Annotated in this window: 20 protein-coding genes, 2 tRNA genes and 1 riboswitch; of the genes, 19 read left to right on the top strand and 3 right to left on the bottom strand. The window is 61.4% G+C overall.

Going from position 1 to position 21,124, the window contains the following annotated elements; genetic code table 11:
- Nucleotides 1–54 precede the first annotated feature (54 nt).
- The 6 genes from ACR0AZ_RS02555 (at nt 55) to ACR0AZ_RS02530 (ending at nt 4,862) form a co-directional block, all read left to right on the top strand.
- A complete protein-coding gene (locus ACR0AZ_RS02555; RefSeq protein WP_480469349.1) occupies nt 55–303 on the top strand; it encodes a hypothetical protein in 249 nt (82 codons plus the stop codon).
- Between the two features lie 106 nt (nt 304–409).
- Nucleotides 410–1,696 (top strand): homoserine dehydrogenase, encoded by a 1,287-nt coding sequence (locus ACR0AZ_RS02550; protein ID WP_480666699.1) that lies wholly within the window; start codon nt 410–412, stop codon nt 1,694–1,696.
- Nucleotides 1,697–1,765: 69 nt separating this feature from the next.
- On the top strand, nt 1,766–2,749 hold the full coding sequence (gene glpX, locus ACR0AZ_RS02545; protein ID WP_480666698.1) for a class II fructose-bisphosphatase: 984 nt from the start codon (nt 1,766–1,768) through the stop codon (nt 2,747–2,749).
- Nucleotides 2,750–2,839: 90 nt separating this feature from the next.
- The gene (recJ, locus tag ACR0AZ_RS02540) at nt 2,840–4,582 is read left to right on the top strand and encodes a single-stranded-DNA-specific exonuclease RecJ (protein WP_480666697.1); all 1,743 of its coding nucleotides are present in this window, start codon (nt 2,840–2,842) and stop codon (nt 4,580–4,582) included.
- A 109-nt stretch (nt 4,583–4,691) separates the two neighbouring features.
- Nucleotides 4,692–4,766, top strand: a tRNA-Glu gene (locus ACR0AZ_RS02535).
- A 21-nt stretch (nt 4,767–4,787) separates the two neighbouring features.
- Nucleotides 4,788–4,862: transfer RNA gene (locus ACR0AZ_RS02530), tRNA-Glu, on the top strand.
- Nucleotides 4,863–4,925: 63 nt separating this feature from the next.
- On the opposite strand, the gene ACR0AZ_RS02525 is transcribed toward ACR0AZ_RS02530, so the two are convergent.
- Nucleotides 4,926–5,723, bottom strand: coding sequence for a DeoR/GlpR family DNA-binding transcription regulator (locus ACR0AZ_RS02525; RefSeq protein ID WP_480469345.1), 798 nt, complete (start codon nt 5,721–5,723; stop codon nt 4,926–4,928).
- A gap of 123 nt (nt 5,724–5,846) precedes the next feature.
- Nucleotides 5,847–6,917, bottom strand: a complete 1,071-nt coding sequence (locus tag ACR0AZ_RS02520; RefSeq protein WP_480469344.1) for an NAD(P)-dependent oxidoreductase — start codon at nt 6,915–6,917, stop codon at nt 5,847–5,849.
- Nucleotides 6,918–6,948: 31 nt separating this feature from the next.
- A riboswitch (cobalamin riboswitch) is annotated at nt 6,949–7,154 on the top strand.
- Nucleotides 7,155–7,239: 85 nt separating this feature from the next.
- Here ACR0AZ_RS02520 and ACR0AZ_RS02515 point away from each other — a divergent pair.
- From ACR0AZ_RS02515 to cobJ, 7 genes are read left to right on the top strand one after another with little or no spacing between them, the layout of a single operon-like run.
- Nucleotides 7,240–7,620 (top strand): DUF1636 family protein, encoded by a 381-nt coding sequence (locus ACR0AZ_RS02515; RefSeq protein WP_480469343.1) that lies wholly within the window; start codon nt 7,240–7,242, stop codon nt 7,618–7,620.
- Entirely contained in the window at nt 7,617–8,672 is a 1,056-nt protein-coding gene (cobW, locus tag ACR0AZ_RS02510; RefSeq protein WP_480469342.1) for a cobalamin biosynthesis protein CobW, read from the top strand. Before ACR0AZ_RS02515 ends, cobW begins: the two co-directional genes overlap by 4 nt.
- Before the next feature lie 4 nt (nt 8,673–8,676).
- Complete coding sequence (gene cobN, locus ACR0AZ_RS02505) at nt 8,677–11,967, top strand: cobaltochelatase subunit CobN (protein ID WP_480666696.1); 3,291 nt, start codon at nt 8,677–8,679, stop codon at nt 11,965–11,967.
- Nucleotides 11,967–13,094 carry a precorrin-3B synthase gene (gene cobG, locus ACR0AZ_RS02500; protein ID WP_480666695.1) on the top strand — a complete coding sequence of 376 codons (1,128 nt, stop codon included), beginning with the start codon at nt 11,967–11,969 and terminating at the stop codon, nt 13,092–13,094. Before cobN ends, cobG begins: the two co-directional genes overlap by 1 nt.
- On the top strand, nt 13,094–13,723 hold the full coding sequence (locus tag ACR0AZ_RS02495; RefSeq protein ID WP_480469339.1) for a precorrin-8X methylmutase: 630 nt from the start codon (nt 13,094–13,096) through the stop codon (nt 13,721–13,723). The genes cobG and ACR0AZ_RS02495 overlap by 1 nt, the downstream gene beginning before the upstream one ends.
- The gene (locus tag ACR0AZ_RS02490) at nt 13,720–14,448 is read left to right on the top strand and encodes a precorrin-2 C(20)-methyltransferase (RefSeq protein WP_480469338.1); all 729 of its coding nucleotides are present in this window, start codon (nt 13,720–13,722) and stop codon (nt 14,446–14,448) included. The genes ACR0AZ_RS02495 and ACR0AZ_RS02490 overlap by 4 nt, the downstream gene beginning before the upstream one ends.
- On the top strand, nt 14,445–15,209 hold the full coding sequence (gene cobJ, locus ACR0AZ_RS02485; protein ID WP_480666694.1) for a precorrin-3B C(17)-methyltransferase: 765 nt from the start codon (nt 14,445–14,447) through the stop codon (nt 15,207–15,209). Before ACR0AZ_RS02490 ends, cobJ begins: the two co-directional genes overlap by 4 nt.
- On the opposite strand, the gene ACR0AZ_RS02480 is transcribed toward cobJ, so the two are convergent.
- Nucleotides 15,200–15,931: a cobalt-precorrin-6A reductase gene (locus ACR0AZ_RS02480; RefSeq protein WP_480469336.1), complete on the bottom strand. Its 732-nt coding sequence runs from the start codon at nt 15,929–15,931 to the stop codon at nt 15,200–15,202. The genes cobJ and ACR0AZ_RS02480 overlap by 10 nt on opposite strands.
- Here ACR0AZ_RS02480 and cbiE point away from each other — a divergent pair.
- From cbiE to cobF, 6 genes are read left to right on the top strand one after another with little or no spacing between them, the layout of a single operon-like run.
- Nucleotides 15,930–17,129 (top strand): precorrin-6y C5,15-methyltransferase (decarboxylating) subunit CbiE, encoded by a 1,200-nt coding sequence (gene cbiE, locus ACR0AZ_RS02475; RefSeq protein ID WP_480469335.1) that lies wholly within the window; start codon nt 15,930–15,932, stop codon nt 17,127–17,129. The genes ACR0AZ_RS02480 and cbiE overlap by 2 nt on opposite strands.
- Nucleotides 17,126–17,494, top strand: a complete 369-nt coding sequence (locus ACR0AZ_RS02470) for a cobalamin biosynthesis protein (protein WP_480471886.1) — start codon at nt 17,126–17,128, stop codon at nt 17,492–17,494. Before cbiE ends, ACR0AZ_RS02470 begins: the two co-directional genes overlap by 4 nt.
- Nucleotides 17,491–18,285 (top strand): precorrin-4 C(11)-methyltransferase, encoded by a 795-nt coding sequence (cobM, locus tag ACR0AZ_RS02465; protein WP_480666693.1) that lies wholly within the window; start codon nt 17,491–17,493, stop codon nt 18,283–18,285. Before ACR0AZ_RS02470 ends, cobM begins: the two co-directional genes overlap by 4 nt.
- On the top strand, nt 18,272–19,594 hold the full coding sequence (locus ACR0AZ_RS02460) for a cobyrinic acid a,c-diamide synthase CobB (RefSeq protein ID WP_480666692.1): 1,323 nt from the start codon (nt 18,272–18,274) through the stop codon (nt 19,592–19,594). The genes cobM and ACR0AZ_RS02460 overlap by 14 nt, the downstream gene beginning before the upstream one ends.
- A complete protein-coding gene (gene cobA, locus ACR0AZ_RS02455) occupies nt 19,591–20,319 on the top strand; it encodes a uroporphyrinogen-III C-methyltransferase (RefSeq protein WP_480666691.1) in 729 nt (242 codons plus the stop codon). The genes ACR0AZ_RS02460 and cobA overlap by 4 nt, the downstream gene beginning before the upstream one ends.
- The gene (gene cobF, locus ACR0AZ_RS02450) at nt 20,312–21,055 is read left to right on the top strand and encodes a precorrin-6A synthase (deacetylating) (protein WP_480666689.1); all 744 of its coding nucleotides are present in this window, start codon (nt 20,312–20,314) and stop codon (nt 21,053–21,055) included. Before cobA ends, cobF begins: the two co-directional genes overlap by 8 nt.
- Nucleotides 21,056–21,124: the final 69 nt, after the last annotated feature.

Here is a 21,124-nt window from a genome sequence, read left to right as displayed (position 1 = left end):
CAGCGCTGACAAAAGGTGCATCACGGGGACTATGCCGCAACCCATTGGATCGTCATGAAGCCTCTGCCACTGATATTCCTGCTGCTCACCGCCGCAGGCTGTGCCGATATCCCCGAGCTGGAAGGCAGCGAAACCGAAGCGTTGCGTAGGTCCCCCTACCCCAAGCTGCTTCCTTTGGATGCCACATTGGGCGCGCCCGTTGATCCGGTCAACGAGGCGGCCGAGGTCGAAGAGGACCTGACTGCCCGCAGCGAGGCACTGGCGAAACGGGCCGAGGCCCTTCAAAACGCCCAGATAAACTAGCACGCAAGACGCTCTGACGGATTGCACCCCTGCCCTGAACCCGCTAAGGCAGCGCGCAAAGGATGGCCCGCCAGCGGCGGAATTTCGAGCGAAAGGACCCAAGGGAATGACACAGGCGCTGCGGCTTGGAATTGCGGGTTTGGGAACCGTCGGTGTGGGCGTAGTCAAGATTGTGCGTCGCCATGCGGACCTGCTACAGGCGCGCACCGGACGTCCCATTGAGATCACCGCCGTGTCGGCCCGTGACGCCAGCAAGGATCGTGGCGTGAACCTGTCGGACTACGCATGGGAGACCGATCCCGTTGCTTTGGCCAAGCGCGACGATATCGATGTGTTTGTGGAACTGATGGGCGGCGAAAACGGCCCGGCCAAGGCCTCGGTCGAGGCTGCGCTGGCCAGCGGCAAGGATGTGGTTACAGCCAACAAGGCGCTGCTGGCGATCCACGGGCAGGAGCTTGCTGAGAAGGCCGAGGCTGCAGGTCGTGTGATCCGGTTTGAAGCCGCAGTGGCAGGAGGCATCCCGGTCATCAAATCTCTGACCGAAGGATTGGCAGGGAACGATATCACGCGCGTCATGGGTGTGATGAACGGCACCTGCAATTACATCCTGACGCGGATGCAGTCGCAGCAACTGGGCTATAACGCGCTGTTCGAGGAATGTGCGCAGCTGGGCTATCTCGAAGCAGATCCAAATCTGGATGTGGGCGGCATCGACGCGGCGCACAAACTGGCGCTGCTGTCATCGATTGCATTCGGCACCAAGCCAAATTTCGACGGAATCGAGATTGAAGGCATACAGCAGATCAGCCTGGATGATATCGATCAGGCTGATGACATGGGCTATCGGATCAAGCTGCTGGGCGTAGCGCAACGCACCGCGCGGGGGCTGGAGCAACGGATGCAGCCCTGTCTAGTTCCCAGTGACTCACCGCTGGGTCAACTGGAAGGCGGCACCAATATGGTTGTGCTGGATGGTGATGCGGTCGAACAGATTATTCTACGTGGCCCTGGCGCAGGCGAAGGACCAACGGCCAGCGCCGTGATGGGCGATGTCTGTGATCTGGCGCGCGGGCTGCATATCCCGACATTCGGACGGCCTGCCACGTCGCTGGAAGAGGCAAAGCCTGCCGTCACAGGGCTGCCCGCGCCCTACTATCTGCGGCTGGGCCTGCTGGATAAACCCGGTGCGTTGGCCAAAGTGGCCGCCATTTTGGGGGATGCCGGTGTCTCAATCGACCGGATGCGCCAGTATGGTCATGCCGAAAGCACCGCGCCCGTACTGATCGTCACGCACAAGACCACCCGCGCAACACTGGACGTCGCGCTTGAAGGCTTGCGCGATACCGATGTCATCGCGGGCGAGCCTGTTGCTCTGCGGATTGAAGAGGTTTGAGCTTGCGGCCTGCATGAAACGCAAGCTATGCCGGACATTACGGCTTTATTGACCTGAGGATACCAAAATATGAGTGCTGCCAAGATCGATTTTAACGACCGCCTGCTGTCTTTGGGGCTGGCAAGGGTCGCGGAACAGGCCGCGCTGGCCTCGGCCTCGCTGGTTGGACGGGGTGATGAAAAAGCCGCCGATCAGGCTGCGGTGAACGCCATGCGCGAGCAGTTGAACCTGCTGGATATCGCGGGCGTTGTCGTCATCGGCGAAGGTGAACGCGACGAAGCGCCGATGCTTTACATTGGCGAAGAGGTCGGCACGGGCAACGGCCCGGGCGTGGATATCGCGCTGGACCCTCTGGAAGGCACCACCCTGACCGCCAAGGACATGCCCAACGCGCTGACCGTCATCGCCATGGGCCCGCGCGGCTCGATGTTGCATGCACCGGATGTGTATATGGACAAGCTGGCGGTTGGCCCCGGCTATCCTGAGAACGTGGTCAATCTGGACATGACCCCGCGGGAGCGGGTCGAAGCTCTGGCCAAGGCCAAGGGGTGTGAACCCGCCGATATCACTGTTTGCATTCTGGAACGTCCACGCCATGAGGCGATGATCACCGAAGTGCGCGAGACCGGAGCATCGATCCGTCTGATCACCGATGGTGACGTGGCTGGTGTCATGCACTGTGCCGAGAGCGAAGCGACCGGCATCGATATGTATATGGGTCAAGGTGGCGCGCCTGAGGGTGTGCTGGCCGCTGCGGCGCTGAAATGCATGGGCGGTCAGATCTTTGGCCGCCTGTTGTTCCGAAACGATGACGAGCGTGGCCGCGCCGCCAAGGCAGGCATCACCGATCTGGACCGCGTGTATGCGCGCGACGAGATGGTGACAGCCGATGTGATCTTTGCCGCCACCGGCGTGACCGGCGGCTCGCTGCTGCCGCGCATCAAGCGCGAGCCGGGCTGGGTTGAGACAACAACACTGCTGATGCGGTCCAAGACGGGCTCGGTGCGCCGTATGTCCTACCGCACACCGATGTGGTCGCATAACGACGCTTAGCGACTTGCGCCACTGCCTTCGTCGAGCGTATTGGTAAAAAGATAAAAGGCCGGGTCCGATAGGGTCCGGCCTTGGTGCATGAGGTGAGACGTGGCGTTTCTGGGTGTTGAGCAATCGTTGACAGGGCGGCGTTGGGTTGGACCGGCGATCGAGGTCGAGCGGTCGGCTGAGATGATGGCGCAACAGACCGATCTGCCGCGTGCCCTATGTCAGGTTCTGGCCCGGCGCGGAGTGCCGGCCATGGAGGCCCCTGGATTTCTGGAGCCCAAGCTGAAGGAATTGCTACCCGATCCGCGTTCGATGAAAGACATGGAACACGCTGCGACCCGATTTCTGGACGCCGTGCGCAAGCGCCAGAAGATCGCGGTCTTCGCAGATTATGATGTGGACGGGGGCAGCTCGGCAGCGCTGTTGCTGGTTTGGTTGCGTCAGATGGGGATTGCTGCAACTCTCTATGTGCCCGATCGGATCGACGAAGGTTATGGCCCGAACGTGCCTGCCATGCAGGAACTAGCGGCCAGCCATGATCTGATCATCTGCGTGGATTGCGGAACGCTCAGCCACGAACCTATCGCGGCAGCGAAGGGCGCGGATGTGATCGTTCTGGACCACCACTTGGGTGGAGAAACACTGCCGGATTGCGTGGCCGTGGTGAACCCGAACCGGCAGGATGAAAGCGGCGATCTGGGATATTTCTGCGCCGCTGCCGTGGTGTTCCTGATGCTGGTCGAAGCAGGGCGCCAATTGCGCGAGGCGGGTGCTAAAGGGCCGGATCTGATGGCGATGCTGGATCTGGTTGCACTGGCCACGGTGGCGGATGTTGCGCCGCTGATCGAGGCCAACAGAGCATTGGTCCGGCAGGGGTTGAAAGTTATGGCCCAAAGGCAAAGACCGGGGCTGGTCGCGCTATCGGACGTGGCGCGCATGGATACCGCGCCCAACAGCTATCACCTGGGGTTTCTGCTGGGGCCGCGTGTAAATGCGGGTGGGCGCATCGGGCAGGCCGATCTGGGCGCACGTTTGCTAAGCACAGACTCGGTTTCCGAGGCCGAAGCCCTGTCCGAGCGGCTGGATGCTCTGAACACGGAACGGCGCGAAATTGAGAACGCGGTGCGCGCAGCAGCCATGGCGCAGGCCGAAGAACGCGGACTGGATGCGCCGTTGGTTTGGGCTGCGGGCGACGGTTGGCATCCCGGCGTCGTTGGCATCGTCGCATCGCGACTGAAAGAGACCGCAAAACGCCCCGCCATCGTCATCGGATTTGACGGGGATGAGGGCAAGGGCTCTGGCCGGTCGGTCTCGGGCGTCGACCTCGGCGTGTCGATCCAGCGTCTGGCGTCTGAGGGACTGCTGGTCAAGGGCGGCGGCCACAAGATGGCGGCGGGTCTGACAGTGATGCGCGATCAGCTGGAGCCTGCCATGGAGCGGCTGTCGGAACTTCTCGCCAAGCAGGGCGCGGGCCAAGGTGGCCCAGCCGACTTGAAACTGGACGGGGCGCTGATGCCGGGGGCCGCGACAGTTGATCTGATCGAACAGATTGAAAAAGCAGGACCATTCGGGGCTGCGGCCCCTGCCCCTCGATATGCCCTGCCCGACTTGCAAGTGCGCTTTGCCAAGCGCGTAGGTGAGACACATCTGAAACTGTCCCTGTCCGATGGCATGTCCGGTGGACTGGACGCTATCGCCTTTGGCGCATTCGAGGGTCCGTTGGGAGATCGCCTGTCCAATCACGGCGGCGCTCGGTTCCATTTTGCGGGTCGGCTTGAGGTGAATACCTGGGGTGGCCGACAGAGCGTACAGCTGCGGCTGGAAGACGCTGCAGAGGCCGTCTGACACCTGCTTCAACGCACCTCGAAAACGGTCAAAAAAGTTTCGCAGGCTTGCGTTTTTCGTCTTGCGGGGGGGGAAGGTAAACCGTAAAAGGCCCTCCACAAGCCAGCGTGGCCCGTTCGTCTATCGGTTAGGACGCCAGGTTTTCAACCTGGAAAGAGGGGTTCGATTCCCCTACGGGCTGCCACTTTGCTTGTCTGGACCAAGTGGCCCGTTCGTCTATCGGTTAGGACGCCAGGTTTTCAACCTGGAAAGAGGGGTTCGATTCCCCTACGGGCTGCCATTTTTCCAATCCACTCATCGTGATCTCTGATTGAATGATTGTGGCTACGCTTAAGCGCAACGACTAGCCAGCTTGCCGGTGATTGGTTTCTGCAATCTCGATCCGAATACCCCATTGCTTCAATGCCTTGGCAACATCCCCGGTAGGTGCTTGGTCCGTGACCAGTAGATCGATCATACGCGGCTCGGGTCCGACATAAGGCGCGGTTTCACCAAATTTAAAATGCGCCGCAGCCACAAACAGTCGGTCGGTGTTGCTGGCGACAACAGTCGCAAGGTCTGCCTCAACTGAACTGTGGTACAAGAAACCTCGACGTGCCGAAATCGCATCGATGCTGAGCACTGCGATGTCAAACGCATAACGCTGTACCTGCCGATGCGTGACGTGACCGAATGCGCCGCGCTCATCGCTTTGCAGTTCGCCCCCAAGCAAATGCACACGATTGCCATTGGTTCCGGCCAGGGTCTGCCCCACCCCGATCGAGTTGGTCACGACGGTCAGGTTTCCCGACTGCCGCAGCTCTTCGGCCACATAAGCGGTGGTCGAGCCGACATCCAGAAAGACGGTCATCCCGTCCCGTATCAGGCTCGCCACATGCCCCGCGATCAACCGCTTTTCTTCAGAGTGTTGCGCTATACGGCGAAAAAAACTGGGGTCGCCTTGGGTGCCGGCGAGATAAGCGCCGCCATGCACACGTTCGACCGCGCCCGAGGCTGAGAGCGACTTGATCGTGCGCCGCACGGTTTCCTCAGAGACCCCTAGTGTTTTGGCCAGTTCCGAGTTTCGGGCTGTCCCGCCCAGACGACGGAGAACATCCAGAAGTTCAAGCTCACGATGGGTGTGCGGGCTGCGGGTTTTCACTGGACGCTCCGTATTTCCCAAATTTACCCAAACAAAGACACGGAATGCGGTCAGTGATCAACCCGAAACAGGCCGACCGCTGCAAGCGGCCGACTTGGTTTGGCTCAATGACAACAGACAGGCTTACGGCGCAGCGCGGTTTTGCGGAATGACCTCATAGCCGGGCTCTTCGGGTTCATCATCCAGCATTTCGGGTGGAAAGCCCGGTGCTTGAATCTCAAGTCCGGTCGCATCTTCGAGGCGTTTGATGATGTTCGGGGACAACTCGCGCTCGCCGTAGCGTGCGATGCCGTCTTCGAATATCTTGATCATCACCGGATTCACCTCAAGGGGGACACCGGCGCGGTCGGCAACCTCCTGAAACAGGCCGATATCCTTTTTCACCAGGTCCATGGTGAACGAGATATCGCGTGAACCGTTCAAGATGACCTGGCTTTCGGTTTCGTGCACGAACGAGGTGCCCGACGAAATCTTGATCGCCTCATAGGTGGTTCCAAGATCCATTCCAGCTGCTTTGGCGGTCACCAAAGCCTCGGCGCAGGTGATCAGGTTAGCGGTGGCCAGATAGTTGGTCAGCACTTTCAGCACCGAGGCCGACCCCAGTTCACCTGTGTGCAGAATGCGCCGCCCCATGGTCGTCAGGAAGGGCATAATACGCTCGAACGTTTCGCGGTCACAGCCAGCGAAGATCGAGATATTGCCCGTCGCAGCCCGGTGACATCCGCCTGAAACCGGACAATCCACCGCTGCGCCGCCTTGTTCGATGACCATGGCACCAAGGCGTTTGACCTCAGCCTCATCGGTGGTCGACATCTCCATCCAGATTTTGCCGGGGCCGACCTCGGGCAACATCTCTTGCATCACGGCGTCCGAGGCGGCGGGTGAAGGCAAGCAAGTGATCACCGCGTCGCAATCACGCATCAACTGCGCCGGACTTTCAGCGGCTTTGGCACCCTCGGTGACAAATCGGGTCACCTGATCCGGGTTCAGGTCATGAACCGTCAAATCGATTCCGTTACGCAGCAGCGATCCCGAGAGCTTGCCCCCAACATTTCCCAGCCCGATAAACCCTACTTTCATGCGCCGCATCCTCCTGTTCGCGTCTTGTGATCCATGCCAACACGTCACCACAGATGGATCATGCCGCCCAGCGACCTCGACAGGTCGCTTTTTACCTGCTTCTTCGCTGATCATCGCGACTCGCTTGACAAGCAGCCCAAGCGTGCCGCATGTCCCTTTCGTTGGTGTCTGCGTGCGCAGATGAAAAGGGAATGCGTCAGCGGGTTTTCCGTCAAACGCAGCCGCCCCCGCGACCGTGAACGGAGAGGGTGCCCAAGCCACTGGCCGCAAGGCCGGGAAGGCGGGACATCCGACAGAGGCCCGCCTCTGACATCCGCAAGCCGGGAGACCTGCCAACGCCCGAGATTTAAACCGGACGGGGTGTTCCGGTGTCGGGTCAAAAGCGACCCGCATGAAACCCCGTCCCCCACGAAGAGGATTTGGGGGGATGAGAGACATGACCGAGACCGCTCCGGTCGAGCTGCTGGTTTGCACCACCTGCCGTCGCGGGCTGCCTGTCGAAGATGATGCGCAGCGCCCCGGTGCACTTCTGCACAAGGCGCTTGAGCAGGCCGATCTGCCCGAAGGGATCACCTTGAAAGCCGTGGAATGCTTGTCGAACTGCGATGAGGGCTGTTCCATCGTCTTGCGCGGGGGGCCGGATCGCTGGACCTTCGTGTATGAACACCTCAACGAAACCGACCACGTCGACATGATCGTGGAGGGTGCCACCAAATACCTCGCGACCGAGGATGGTCTGGTCAAATGGCGCGAGCGCCCCGAACATTTCCGCAAGAACTGCGCAGCCCGCATTCCCCCGATTGGAGCCCTGAAATGAGCAACCTTGAGAAACTTCCCGTCACTGTGATCACCGGCTTTCTGGGCTCGGGCAAGACAACGCTGGTGCGCCACCTGATGCAGAACCCGCAGGGCAAGCGTCTGGCCGTTGTGGTCAATGAATTCGGCGATGTTGGCGTTGATGGCGATATCCTGAAATCCTGCGCGATCCCCGATTGCCCGGCGGAAAACATCATGGAACTGGCCAATGGCTGCATCTGCTGCACCGTGGCGGACGATTTCATCCCGACCATCGAAGTGCTGATGGCGCTGGAGCCGCGCCCTGATCACATCCTGATCGAAACCAGCGGTCTGGCGCTGCCGAAACCGCTGCTAAAGGCCTTCGACTGGCCTGATATCCGTTCGAAAATCACCGTCGATGGTGTCATCGCGCTGGCCGATGCCGAGGCGGTCGCTGCCGGTCGCTTTGCCCCGAATGTCGAGGCGGTGGATGCCCAGCGCATGGCCGATGACTCGATTGATCATGAAACGCCGCTGTCCGAAGTGTTCGAAGATCAGATTTCCTGCGCCGATATCATCCTGCTGACCAAGCCTGATCTGGCCGGTCCCGAAGGTGTCGCCAAGGCCAAAGAGGTCATCGCTGCAGAGGCCCCGCGCCCCCTGCCCGTTGTTGAAGTGGCCGAGGGCGTCGTTGACGTCCGCGTCGTGTTGGGTCTGGAAGCCGCCGCCGAGGATGACATGGACGCACGCCCATCGCATCACGACGGCCATCACGATCACGAACATGACGATTTCGAAAGCATCATCGTCGAGTTGCCCGAACAGAGCGATCCGCTCGATCTGGTGACGAAAATCGAACGTCTGGCCAAAGAACTGAACATCCTGCGCGTCAAAGGCTATGCCGCCGTTCAAGGCAAGCCCATGCGCCTGCTGGTTCAGGCCGTCGGTGCGCGCGTGCGCCATCAGTATGACCGCCCTTGGGAACCCGGCGAGGAGCGCCGCTCGCGTCTAGTCGTCATTGCCGAGCATGACGATATCAAAGAGGCCGAAATCCGCGATATCCTCGTGGGTGTGACCGAGGCAGCCGAGTAAAGCCATGCACGTCGTCTTCCGCGAAAGCCACGGGTTAGAGGAAACGGAAACCCCGACCGATCTGGGCCAAAGCCCGGCGGATTTGGTGGTGCTGTCCTTTTCCGACAGCGACCTCGGCGCTTTCGCGGCGGGATGGCACCGTGGAGGCGGACCCGACGGGCGGATGCCGACGATGCGGCTGGCCAATCTGACGGCGCTGAAACACCCTCTGTCCGTCGACACCTATGTCGAACAGACGTTGGAGGGGGCCAAGGGCATACTGATCCGTCTGATCGGTGGAGTGCCCTATTGGGCGTACGGCTTGCAGCAGGTTCTGGCGCTGGCGCAGGCCAAGGGCATTGCACTGGCCGTCCTGCCTGCGGATGGGCGCGAAGATACCCGGCTGGACGACTACTCCACCTTACCCGTCTCGACCCTGCGGCGGCTGGCGCATCTGTGCGACACCGGCGGTGAGGTCGCGGCACAGGCGGCCTTGGCGCAAATGGCACTGGCGGCAGGTCTTTATGCTGGGCCGGTGATGGGGGCCAAGACCTTGCCCGAGTGTGGCGCATGGTGCCCGGATCGCGGTGTAATCCCGGCGGAAAAAGCGTTCACAGGTGACGCGAAACGCATCCTCGTCACCTTTTACCGCGCTTACCTGACTTCGGCGGACACCGCCCCGGTCGCAGCCTTGATCCGCAGCCTGCGTGCCCGCGGATATGACGCTGTCGGTCTGTTCGCTCCATCTCTGAAAGCGCCCGCTGCCGCCGACTGGCTGCGGGATCAGGTCGTTGCGTTAAGCCCATCCGCGATCATCAACGCCACTTCGTTCTCGGGCAAAGGCGCGTCGGGCACCTCTCCGCTCGATGCAGCGGATGTGCCGGTATTTCAGGTCGCTCTGGCCACCTCGCGCCGCAAGGCGTGGGCCGAAGCCGAACGTGGGCTTTCGCCCGCCGACCTCGCCATGCATGTGGTTCTGCCCGAGGTAGATGGGCGTATCTCGGCAGGCATCGCCTCGTTTAAAGAACCGGGAAAGCGCGACCCGCACCTTGAGTATTCCCGTTTTGCCCACCGGGCTGAACCTGAACGGATCGAAGCAATCATTGATCGTGTGATTGGTTGGCTGACCCTCAACGATAAACCCAAGGCGGATCAAGTGCCCGCGCTGGTGCTGTCCACTTATCCCGGCAAGGATTGGCAAATGGCCCATGCGGTTGGGTTGGACGCGCTGGCCTCTGCCGAGGCGATACTGTCCGACTTGCAGGCCGAGGGTTATGATACCGCGCCTGCCGAACCGATTGGCGAAACACTGTTGGAAGCTCGGATTTCGTGGCCGCTGACTGACTATCAAACCGCGCTGGCGGATCTGCCCGACCAACTGCGCACCGATCTGCAAACCGTCTGGGGCAAGCCCGAGGACGATCCAACCTTCACCGATGACGCGTTCCATTTCACCGCCCTGCGGCGGGGCAAAGCTCTGATCGCGTTGCAACCCGAACGCGGCACGCCCGAACTGCGGGATGACGACTACCACGACCTGTCGCGCACCCCGCGTCACAGCTATGTCGCCTTCTACCTGTGGCTCCGTAAGGGATTGGGCGCGGATGCGCTGATCCATATCGGCGCGCATGGCACACTGGAATGGCTGCCGGGCAAATCGGTCGCCCTGTCCGCCGATTGCTGGCCCGAAGCGCTGATCCGCGATCTGCCGGTGATCTATCCCTTCATTGTCAACGACCCCGGCGAAGCCGCGCAGGCCAAGCGCCGGATCGGGGCCGTTACGCTGGGTCACATACCGCCCCCATTGAAGGAAAGCGGTACACCCGACCGGATGGTACGGCTGGAATCGCTGCTCGATGAATTCTCGAACGCCGACGGATTGGACCCCAAGCGCCGCGACCGGCTGCAGGAAAACATCCGGGACGAGGCGCAAGCCATCGGCCTTGAAAGCGATCTTGGCCTTGATCAGGCCACCTGCACCGCTGAGGCGATCACCCGCATCGACCGCTTCGTCTGCGATATCAAGGAAAGCCAATTCGGCGACGGGTTACATATCTTTGGCCGCGTGCCCGAGGTGATAGGTAATTTCGACCCTGCGCCCTCGGCCCATGCCGAACGCAGCGCCCTGATCGACGCACTGGCGGGTAAACGGATTGAGGCTGGCCCGTCCGGTTCCCCCTATCGCGGTCGCTCGGACGTGCTACCAACCGGACGGAACCTCTACACCACCGATCCGCGTTCAGTACCGACGCGCGCGGCCTATACCCAAGGTGTGAAGCTGGCCGAAGAACTGGTGCGACGACACCTACAAGAAGAAGGCGATTACCCCAAGGGCTTGATCGTTGACCTCTGGGGCTCGGCCACCATGCGCACAGCGGGCGAGGAATTCGCCATGGCTCTGCACCTGCTGGGCGTCAAACCTGTCTGGGACAAGGGCTCGGAACGGGTATCGGGAATCGAGGTCTTGCCGATCACCGATCTCAGTCGTCCACGTCTGGATGTCACGCTACGGGTCTCCGGCTTGTTCCGCGATGTATTCCCGACCCTGTCAGCGCTCTATGGTCAGGCGGTACGAGCCCTTTCGACGCGCGATGAGGCGTCTGACTGGAACCCCTATGCCGGTCAGGAACTGGCGGCGCGCGTCTTTGGCCCTGCCCCGGGCAGCTATGGGTTGAACATGACCCATCTTTCCGAGACCTATACGGACGAAGCTCGCGTTCAGGCCGGCGAGGCGTGGCTCGAGGCCAGTTCTTTCGCGCTGGAGGGGGAACATATCGCCCAAGATAAGGACGGCATCTCGCAGCGCGTCGCCAATGCCGACAGCTTCGTCCATCTTCAGGACCTGACTGAAACCGATCTGCTGCTGGCCAGCGACTATGCCACGCATGAGGCAGGGTTTGCCGCCGCCAAGAAGATCTCCGGCGGAAGCGCGCAGCTTTATCATCTGGACAATACTAACCCGGACAACCCACGCGCCCGCACCTTGCCCGAGGAAATCAGCCGTGTCGTGCATGCCCGCGCGGCAAATCCGGGCTGGATCGCCGGAATGCAACGGCATGGGTTCCGGGGTGCAGCCGAAATTGCGGCAACTCTGGACCATATGGCCTCCTTTGCCCATCTGTCCGGCACGGTCGCACCTCATCTGTTCGATCTTTATCATGATGCGACGCTGGGGGACTCCGACGTAGATGCCTTCCTGCAAGAGGCCAACCCTCAGGCGCATCAGGCCATGCAGGACCGTTTCCGCGCTCTGCTGGAGGCTGGTCTTTGGAATACGCGCCGGAACTCGATCCGGGCCGATTTGGAGGGGTTATGATGAGCGCCCCAATCGTACAGGGCTGGTGCCCGGGCGCCCATCGACCGATGATGTCGGGTGATGGCTTGGTGGTCCGGGTCCGCCCCCGACTGGCACGTCTGGACGCCCAACAAGCGATGGGTCTGTGCACTCTGGCCGAGCGGTTCGGCAACGGCACCATAGACCTGACCAACCGAGCCAACCTTCAATTGCGCGGCGTTGCCGAAGCGGACCATCAGCCGTTGCTTGCGGAGCTTTCGGCGCTGAATCTTTTGGACGCGGAGCCCGGCATTGAGGTTCGGCGCAACATTCTGGTCTCGCCGCTCTATGAACCCCTCGACCTGACCGCACGTCTGACACAGGAGTTGATCGACCGACTGGCCGAGTTGCCCGCCTTGCCTGCCAAATTCGGCTTTGCCATCGACACCGGACCCGAGCGTCTGCTGGCGGCGAATTCAGCGGATATCAGGCTTGAAACCAGCCCTGATGGTCTGGTCCTACGCGCTGACGGGGCTGATACCGGACGTTGTGTGTCTGAAACCCAAGCCATCGATCAGTTGATCGCGTTGGCGAACTGGTTTGCAGAACATCACACACCCGAGACGCGACGCATGACGCGGGTTGTAGCTTCAATTGGTTTGCCCGACGACTGGCAAGGCACCTTGCCCGGTCCAGTTGGCACGCCGCTTCAACCCGGTGTCCGACCGCAAGGCACCATTTATGGCGCGACTTTCGGTCAACTGCCTGCGCGCGAACTCTGTGATTTGATCGAGAAGAGTGGCGCCTCTGCCCTTCGGGTCACGCCGTGGCGGCTGATCCTGCTGGAAGGCGGGGCAGCGATACCTGCTCCGGCATTTGTCACAAACGAAACCGACCCGCTAATGACCACTGACGCCTGCCCCGGCGCTCCATTCTGCCCGCAGGCCCAGGTGGAAACCCGCGGGATCGCACGCGCCCTAGCCGCGCGCATTCCCGGCAACCTGCACGTATCGGGCTGTGCCAAGGGTTGTGCCCGCATGAGTGCCGCCGATGTCACTTTGGTGGGCCGTGAGGGACGATTCGATCTTGTCAAACAAGGCCGCGCGGAGGATGAGCCCTGCCAGCGTGGCTTGACCGAAGAAACACTAATGAACATGGACTTCACCTGATGCCCTACACGTATGAAACCGATGGCGCGGCGATCTATAAGGAAAGCTTCGCCACCATCCGGTCCGAATCCGATCTGACTCGGTTCGACGCCGACGAGGAACAGGTCGCCGTTCGCATGATCCACGCCGCCGGTATGGTCGGTCTGGAAGAGTTCGTGCACTTCTCTCCCGGTTTCGTAACCGCAGCACGCGCCGCGCTGGAAAATGGCGCGCCGATCCTGTGTGACGCCCGCATGGTTAGCGAGGGCGTAACTCGCTTCCGCCTGCCTGCCGATAACGAGGTCATCTGCACCCTGCATGACGACCGTGTGCGCCCTCTGGCCGCCGAGATGAGCAACACCCGCTCAGCCGCCGCGCTGGAGCTTTGGCGTCCGCATCTGGAGGGCGCGCTGGTCGCCATCGGCAATGCGCCCACCGCGCTGTTCCATCTGCTGAATATGTTGGAAGACCCCGAATGCCCGCGCCCCGCCGCCATCATCGGTTGCCCGGTGGGCTTTGTCGGCGCCGTCGAATCCAAGGATGCCCTGTGGGAGGCACAGCCGGTCCCGTCCTGTATCGTCAAGGGACGTCTGGGCGGCAGCGCCATTACCGTGGCAGCCATCAACGCCATCGCGAGCCGCGCGGAATGAGCGGGGGCAAAATATATGGCGTGGGCCTCGGCCCCGGCGACCCGGACCTGATGAGCGTTCGGGCCGACCGCTTGCTGCGCAATGCACGCCACGTGGCTTTCTTTCGCAAGCCGGGCCGCAGCGGTCAGGCGCGCAAGATCGTCAACGGGATGATCCCGGGAGATGCGGTCGAATTCCCGATGGAATACCCGGTCACAACCGAAATACCGGTGACCGATCCGCGCTATAATGAGCTTCTATCCGCCTTCTACAAAGACTGCGCAGCGCATCTGAAAGCACTGTCCGAGCAAGGAGAGGACGTTGTGGTCCTGTGTGAGGGAGATCCGTTTTTCTATGGATCTTTCATGCATCTTTACAGCCGCTTAAGAGACGATGCCGATGTAGAAGTCGTCCCTGCAATCACGGGCATGTCCGGCGCCTGGACAGCGACGGGCGACCCGATCACCTGGGGCGATGACGTTCTGACCGTGCTGGTTGGCACTCTGCCCGAGGAATCTCTGGCAGAACGCATGGGACAAACCGATGCGTTGGTGGTGATGAAGATCGGGCGCAATATCGACAAGGTGAAGCGTGCTCTGAAGACGGCCGGTCTGTATGACCGTGCCTGGATCGTTGAATTCGCCCAGATGCCAAACCAGACCGTGACGAAACTGTCCGAGGCCTGCGATAAGATCACCCCCTATTTCTCGATCATCATCGTTCATGGACAGGGACGGCGACCATGAGTGGTTGGGTCAAGATCGCAGGGCTTGGACCGGGCGACGAGGCCCTCGTGACCCCCGAAGTCACGGCGGCCTTGGCCGATGCGACCGATGTGGTCGGCTACATCCCCTACGTCGCCCGCGTGGCAGAACGCGAAGGGCTGACCCTGCACGCCAGCGATAACCGAGTCGAGATCGACCGATCTCAGCACGCGCTGCAAATGGCGGCCGAGGGCAAAAAGGTTGTGGTCGTCTCGTCCGGAGATCCCGGCGTATTTGCAATGGCTGCCGCGGTGTTTGAAGCGCTGGAGAACGGCCCTGCTGTATGGCGCGATATTCAGATCGACGTTCTGCCCGGAATTACTGCGATGTTGGCGGCCTCTGCACGGGCAGGCGCGCCGATGGGGCACGATTTTTGCGCCATCAACCTCAGTGACAACCTCAAACCATGGTCACTGATCGAAAAACGATTGCGGCTGGCCGCGCAGGCGGACTTTTCAATGGCGTTCTACAATCCACGCTCGAAGTCTCGACCAGAAGGCTTTGTGAAGACGCTGGAAATCCTGCGTGAGGAATGCGAACCCGAACGGCTGATCCTGTTTGCCCGTGCTGTATCGCGCGCGGATGAGGCGATCCGAATTTCCACACTGGCCGAGGCGACACCCGAAATGGCGGATATGCAGACCGTGGTCATCGTCGGCTCATCTCGCACGCGTTTGATCGAACGGAATGGCGCGCCCATCGTCTATACACCACGATTTACGCTCGATGAGGGTCAGGGATGAGTCAACCAGTCCAAAATCTGTGTGACATGGCTCAGTTCGATCCGCTGCGGCAGGGCCGGACGATCGATCATCAGCACCGGCAAGCCCAGCGCCCGCGCCGCGTCGAGCTTCGCGCGCGCGCCAGAGCCGCCAGCGTTCTTGGACACAACAAGCTGCGTGCCGTGATCTTGCATCAGTGCGCGGTCATCGGCCTCGGTGAAGGGCCCTCGGGCCACGATCACATCTGCATTCGGCAGCGGCAGGTCTTCGGGTTCATCCACCAGCCGCAGAAGGTAATGGTGCTGAGGTTTCGCCGCGAAGTCTTCAAGATGCATACGTCCAACTGCCAGAAACACGCGCTGTGGCACTCCGGAAAGCGCCTCAACCGCGGCGGCGATATCGGGCACATGATGCCATCTGTCACCGGGTTGCGGCACCCATGCCCCGCGCGTCAGAGCAGCAAGCGGAATTTGCGTCTCATTGCAGGCCGCGATCGCGTTCCGGCTCATCTGAGCGGCAAACGGATGAGTGGCATCCACGACGTGAGTAACGCCGTTTTCGCGGATATAACTGGCCAGCCCGTCAACCCCACCATACCCGCCAACACGGGTCGGCAACGGCTGAGGGCGAGGTTTCTCCACCCGTCCGGCGTAAGAATAGATCGCCGTAATCCCCTGTTCGGATACAGCTTTGGCCAGAGCGTTGGCCTCGGTCGTACCACCAAGAATCAGGAGGTTTGGCATGTCTGAATCTCCGTGGCTGACCGTTCTGGGCTTGGGCGAAGATGGGCTTGATGGCCTGTCGCCCGCAAGCCGTCAAGTGCTGGACCGGGCCGAAGTTATCATGGGCCCTCCCCGGCATCTTTCGCTGTTGCCCGAAACCGGCGCCCGACGGATCGAATGGCCTGTACCCTTCTCGGACGGTTTGCCATTGCTGCAGCAGGAACGCGGGCGCGCGACCGTGGTTCTGGCATCAGGCGATCCGTTCTGGTTCGGTGCGGGTTCGGTGATCGCACGCAATTTTGAGGCCGGGGAATGGATCGCTCTGCCCGGCCAGTCGACATTCTCGCTCGCCGCGGCGCGTCTGGGCTGGCCGCTGGAGAGCACGCAAACCTTTGGCCTGCACGCGGCCCCGCTGACCCGCCTGCGCCCGCATTTGTCGCCCGGCCTGCGCGCCATCATCCTGTTGCGCAATGGTGCGGCGGTTGCAGAATTGGCCCAGTATCTGACCGAGACACGCTTCGCGGATACCCGGCTGCACGTGATGGAGGCGTTGGGCGGCCCACGCGAACGCGCCCGGGCTGTATCATTGACCGAAGCGCTGCTGGGCACCTTCGATCACCCTGTCTGCGTTGCGCTCGAGGTCGCTGGCCAAGGCCGCGCCCTGCCCAAGGCAACAGGAAAACCAGACGAGATTTTCGAAACCGACGGCCAGATCACCAAACGCCCGATCCGTGCGCTGACCCTGTCTGCATTGGCCCCTCAAAGGGGCGAGCACTTGTGGGATATCGGTGGAGGCACCGGCTCAATCAGTATCGAGTGGCTGATGTGTGACCCGACCCTGACCGCGACGACGATCGAGCCGCGCGAAGATCGCGCCGAGCGCATCCGCCGCAACGCAGATATGCTGGGGCAGGATCGCCTGAACGTCGTGCATGGTGCCGCACCGGATGCGTTGACCGGCCTGCCGTTGCCTGATGTGGTCTTCATCGGCGGAGGCCTGAGCCCTGACCTGCTGATCTGGCTGCGTGATGCGCTGCCCGCTGGAACTCGGTTGGTCGCCAACGCGGTAACGCTGGAAAGCGAGGCACTGTTAGCTCGGTGGCATGAAGACTTGGGCGGAGAGCTTCTGCGCGTAGAGCTGGCGCATTCCGCCCCGCTGGGGCCGCGCCGCGGTTGGAAATCGGCCTATCCGGTGGTTCAATGGAGCGTGACGCTATGATCGTCGCTGGCCTGGGCTTCTCATCAAAAGCTACTGCTGACAGCCTGCGCACCGCCTATGAAGCGGCAGTGTCCGGGCAAATTGTCGAAGCGTTGGCGACAGTTGCCGACAAAGAGGGGCACCCGGCGCTGTCGGCTTTCGCCGAAGACCTCGCCCTGCCCCTGCATTTCGTTGCGGCTGCCGATCTGACCGGGCAACGCACTCTGACATGCTCGAACCGCAGCCGGGCCACCTATGGCACCGGCAGCGTCGCCGAAGCATCCGCCTTGGCCGCCGCCGGACCGGGCGCGCGACTGCTCTCACCTAGACAGATATCAGACGACCGGCTGGCCACCTGCGCCATCGCCATCGGAGGACAAACATGACCGTTCATTTCATCGGCGCCGGACCGGGCGCTGCCGACCTGCTGACCCTGCGCGGGCGCGATATCATCGCCTCGTGCCCTGTGTGCCTCTATGCGGGATCGCTGGTGCCCGAAGAAATCCTGAGCCATTGCCCCGAGGGCGCGAAGATCATCAACACTGCGCCGATGAATCTGGATCAGATCATGGCCGAGATCGAGGCCGCCCATAAGGCGGGTCAGGACGTAGCACGCCTGCATTCAGGTGATCTGTCAGTCTGGTCCGCCATGGGGGAACAAATTCGTCGCCTGAAAGAGATGGGGATTCCGGTCAGCGTAACACCCGGCGTGCCGTCCTTTGCAGCGGCGGCCGCCGCTTTAGGCACCGAACTGACTCTGCCCGGTTTGGCGCAATCGGTGGTTCTGACGCGGACACCCGGACGTGCATCCTCGATGCCCGAAGGCGAGACACTGGAGAATTTCGCACGAACCGGAGCGACGCTGGCCATTCACTTGTCGATCGGCAATCTTGATCAAGTGGTCGCCGACCTGACTCCGGCCTACGGCGCCGATTGTCCCGTGGCCGTAGTCTACCGCGCCAGCTGGCCGGATGAGCGGATCATCCGTGCGACACTGAAAACGTTGAAAGAGTCGCTGGATGAAAGCATCTCGCGTACGGCGCTGATCATAGTTGGACCTGCGCTTGCGGGTGAAGGGTTCGACGAAAGCTGCCTCTATTCCAAAGACTATGACCGCCGCTATCGCCCGCAAAACGCAGATAGCCCCTGGTCAAGCTGGAGTCATGGTGATGACTAACCCTCCCGGCGTTTTGATTTCCGCACCGTCTTCGGGCACCGGCAAAACCACGGTCATGCTGGGCCTGTTACGTGCACTGGCCGAGGATGGGCTTGCTGTGCAGCCTTTCAAAAGCGGACCGGATTACATCGATCCAGCTTTTCACCGGGCAGCTGCGGGGCGCGCCTCGTTCAATCTGGACAGCTGGGCGATGGGAGAACCGTTGCTGAATGCGATATCTATACAGGCCGAAGGGGCTGATATCGTCGTGGCCGAGGGGTCGATGGGGCTGTTTGACGGTGTCGCCAAACCCGGCGAGTTAGGTCATGGATCAAGCGCCGAGACCGCACAGCGGATGGGCTGGCCGGTCGTGCTGGTACTGGATGTGGGCGGTCAGGCTCAATCAGCTGCGGCCACGGCACTGGGCTTCAAGATGTACAATCCTGATCTGCCCTTTGCCGGCGTAATCCTGAACCGCTGCGCCAGCCCGCGCCACGAGCGCCTGACGCGACTGGGCATGGAGCGCGCAAGCCTGCCGGTTCTGGGCGTATTACCGAGGAGGGGTGATCTGACCCTGCCCGAGCGACATCTGGGCTTGATACAAGCGGTCGAACATCCTGATCTGGAAAGCGCGATCGTCGGGTATGCCGCGTTCCTGCGGGAGCATGTCGATCTTGAGGCGATCAAGCGGGCGGCTTCCTCAGGCCCAGCAGGGCCATCGTCAGCCGCGCTGCCGCGGCCCCCGGCACAGCGGATCGCACTGGCGCGAGACGCTGCATTTTCGTTTACCTACCCGCATTTGCTGGAAGGGTGGCGCACGGCAGGGGCTGAGATTGTACCATTTTCACCGCTGGCCGATGAGGCTCCGGCGAGGAACGCGGATCTGGTATGGTTACCCGGCGGGTATCCGGAATTGCATGCAGGCACTCTGGCTGCGGCCCAGACCTTCCAGAGCGGTTTGCGCAAGCATGCCGAGACCAAGCCTGTGCATGGTGAATGCGGAGGGTATATGGCTTTGGGTCAGGCCCTGATCGACAAGGACGGCGTGCAGCACGAGATGGCGGGCCTATTGGGGTTGGTGACCTCCTACCAAAAGCGCAAGTTCAATCTGGGTTATCGCAAGGCCGAATTACTTGCCCCGATGCCGGGCTTGCCAGCGGGAACCGCTCTTCGGGGGCACGAGTTCCACTATTCTTCGATCGTTGAACAGCCCGATGCCCCTCTGGCACGAGTGTTTGACGCAGAAGGCGCGGAAGGGCCTCAGACCGGGTCGGTCCGTGGCACTGTTACCGGCACATTCTTTCACCTGATCGCGGAGGCGTCGGCATGAGCGGGTTTGTGTCTTTCATCGGATCAGGCCCCGGTGACCCCGAACTGTTGACACTGAAGGCGGTCGATCGGATGCAAAAAGCCGATACAGTGTTGTTTGACGACCTCAGCAGCGGCCCTATCCTGACCCACGTACGCGACGACGCCGATCTGGTGGGCGTCGGCAAACGCGCTGGACGCCCCTCGCCCAAGCAGGATCATGTCAGCCGGTTGCTGGTCGAGTATGCGCAGACCGGGCAGCATGTTGTACGGTTGAAATCCGGCGATGGCGGTATGTTCGGGCGCCTTGAAGAAGAACTCATCGCTCTGCGCGAGGCCGGGATAGACTATGAGATCATTCCGGGCATCCCATCGGCCATCGCGGCGGCGGCAGCGGCGGGCATCCCGTTGACCCGGCGATTAACGGCGCGGCGAGTTCAGTTTGTCACCGGCCACGATGTCAGCGGCAAACTTCCCACCGATCTGAACCTGCCCGCTTTGGCCGATGCCGGGGCGACAACCGTCGTGTTCATGGGCAAGCGCACCTTCCCGCTATTGGTCGAGGCATTACAATCGCATGGCCTGCCTCTGGACACACCTGCGCTCATGGCCGAGTCTGTCTCGACCCCCGAACAGAAATTGCACCGATCAACCATCGGTGCTTTGGCCGAGACGCTGCGTTCTGAAATTGGAACGGCTCCGGCGTTAATTCTGTATGGGCCGCTGGCGGAGTTCGAGGATGATTGAGCTGAGCCTGATCGGGATCGGCACCGGAAACCCGGATCATGTGACCTTTCAGGGGGCGCAGGCGATTCAGGCGGCGGATCTGATCCTGATCCCGCGCAAGGGTGAAAACAAGGCCGATCTGGCCGGGATACGCGAAGAGATCATCGCTCAAGTCACCGAAACCGAACCGTGTATTGCCTATTTCGACATCCCCAAGCGACGCTCGGATGACGGATATCTGCGCGGGGTGGACGAGTGGCATGATGCCATCGCATTGCGCTGGCATGAGGCAATGGGCGCGCACCCCGATGCACGCCGCGTGGCGCTGCTGATTTGGGGGGATCCCTCGCTTTATGACAGTTCGCTGCGCATTGCGGCACGGCTAGAACCGCAACCAACGACAAAGGTGATCCCCGGCATCTCCGCCCTGCAGGCGCTGACGGCGGCGCATGCAATACCGATCAATGAACTGGGCGCGCCTTACATAGTCACTACTGGGCGGCGCATCCGGGATGAGGGCTGGCCTAACACGACTTCGACCGTCGCGGTGATGCTGGACGGAGAATGTTCGTTCCAGAGTCTTGAGATGGCCGATTTTGACATCTGGTGGGGAGCATATGTCGGCATGAAGGAGGAAATCCTGATCAAGGGTCCCCTGATCGAAGTGGCGCAGCAAATTATCGACACGCGCGCCCGCGCTCGTGAAGATCATGGTTGGATCATGGATATCTATTTGCTGAGAAAGCGTGCGGACTGAGCGGCCATTCTCGCGCGACCCACGAGATTGTGAGCCCGGTTTCATCGGTTTTCTGCCATCAGTCGTGGG

It is taken from the genome of Ruegeria sp. BE3, from assembly GCF_056538865.1.
The sequence above is the reverse complement of the archived record's forward strand: the minus strand, read 5'-3'. Positions and strand labels throughout refer to the sequence as shown.

Excerpts from the sequence above, each read along its gene's own strand:
- ACR0AZ_RS02555 (WP_480469349.1), top strand. The coding sequence starts at position 55 with ATGAAGCCTCTGCCACTGATATTCCTGCTGCTCACCGCCGCAGGCTGT.
- ACR0AZ_RS02550 (WP_480666699.1), top strand. The coding sequence starts at position 410 with ATGACACAGGCGCTGCGGCTTGGAATTGCGGGTTTGGGAACCGTCGGT.
- glpX (WP_480666698.1), top strand. The coding sequence starts at position 1,766 with ATGAGTGCTGCCAAGATCGATTTTAACGACCGCCTGCTGTCTTTGGGG.
- ACR0AZ_RS02520 (WP_480469344.1), bottom strand. The coding sequence starts at position 6,917 with ATGATCAGCGAAGAAGCAGGTAAAAAGCGACCTGTCGAGGTCGCTGGG.
- ACR0AZ_RS02515 (WP_480469343.1), top strand. The coding sequence starts at position 7,240 with ATGACCGAGACCGCTCCGGTCGAGCTGCTGGTTTGCACCACCTGCCGT.
- cobW (WP_480469342.1), top strand. The coding sequence starts at position 7,617 with ATGAGCAACCTTGAGAAACTTCCCGTCACTGTGATCACCGGCTTTCTG.
- cobN (WP_480666696.1), top strand. The coding sequence starts at position 8,677 with ATGCACGTCGTCTTCCGCGAAAGCCACGGGTTAGAGGAAACGGAAACC.
- cobG (WP_480666695.1), top strand. The coding sequence starts at position 11,967 with ATGAGCGCCCCAATCGTACAGGGCTGGTGCCCGGGCGCCCATCGACCG.
- ACR0AZ_RS02495 (WP_480469339.1), top strand. The coding sequence starts at position 13,094 with ATGCCCTACACGTATGAAACCGATGGCGCGGCGATCTATAAGGAAAGC.
- ACR0AZ_RS02490 (WP_480469338.1), top strand. The coding sequence starts at position 13,720 with ATGAGCGGGGGCAAAATATATGGCGTGGGCCTCGGCCCCGGCGACCCG.
- cobJ (WP_480666694.1), top strand. The coding sequence starts at position 14,445 with ATGAGTGGTTGGGTCAAGATCGCAGGGCTTGGACCGGGCGACGAGGCC.
- cbiE (WP_480469335.1), top strand. The coding sequence starts at position 15,930 with ATGTCTGAATCTCCGTGGCTGACCGTTCTGGGCTTGGGCGAAGATGGG.
- ACR0AZ_RS02480 (WP_480469336.1), bottom strand. The coding sequence starts at position 15,931 with ATGCCAAACCTCCTGATTCTTGGTGGTACGACCGAGGCCAACGCTCTG.
- ACR0AZ_RS02470 (WP_480471886.1), top strand. The coding sequence starts at position 17,126 with ATGATCGTCGCTGGCCTGGGCTTCTCATCAAAAGCTACTGCTGACAGC.
- cobM (WP_480666693.1), top strand. The coding sequence starts at position 17,491 with ATGACCGTTCATTTCATCGGCGCCGGACCGGGCGCTGCCGACCTGCTG.
- ACR0AZ_RS02460 (WP_480666692.1), top strand. The coding sequence starts at position 18,272 with ATGGTGATGACTAACCCTCCCGGCGTTTTGATTTCCGCACCGTCTTCG.
- cobA (WP_480666691.1), top strand. The coding sequence starts at position 19,591 with ATGAGCGGGTTTGTGTCTTTCATCGGATCAGGCCCCGGTGACCCCGAA.
- cobF (WP_480666689.1), top strand. The coding sequence starts at position 20,312 with ATGATTGAGCTGAGCCTGATCGGGATCGGCACCGGAAACCCGGATCAT.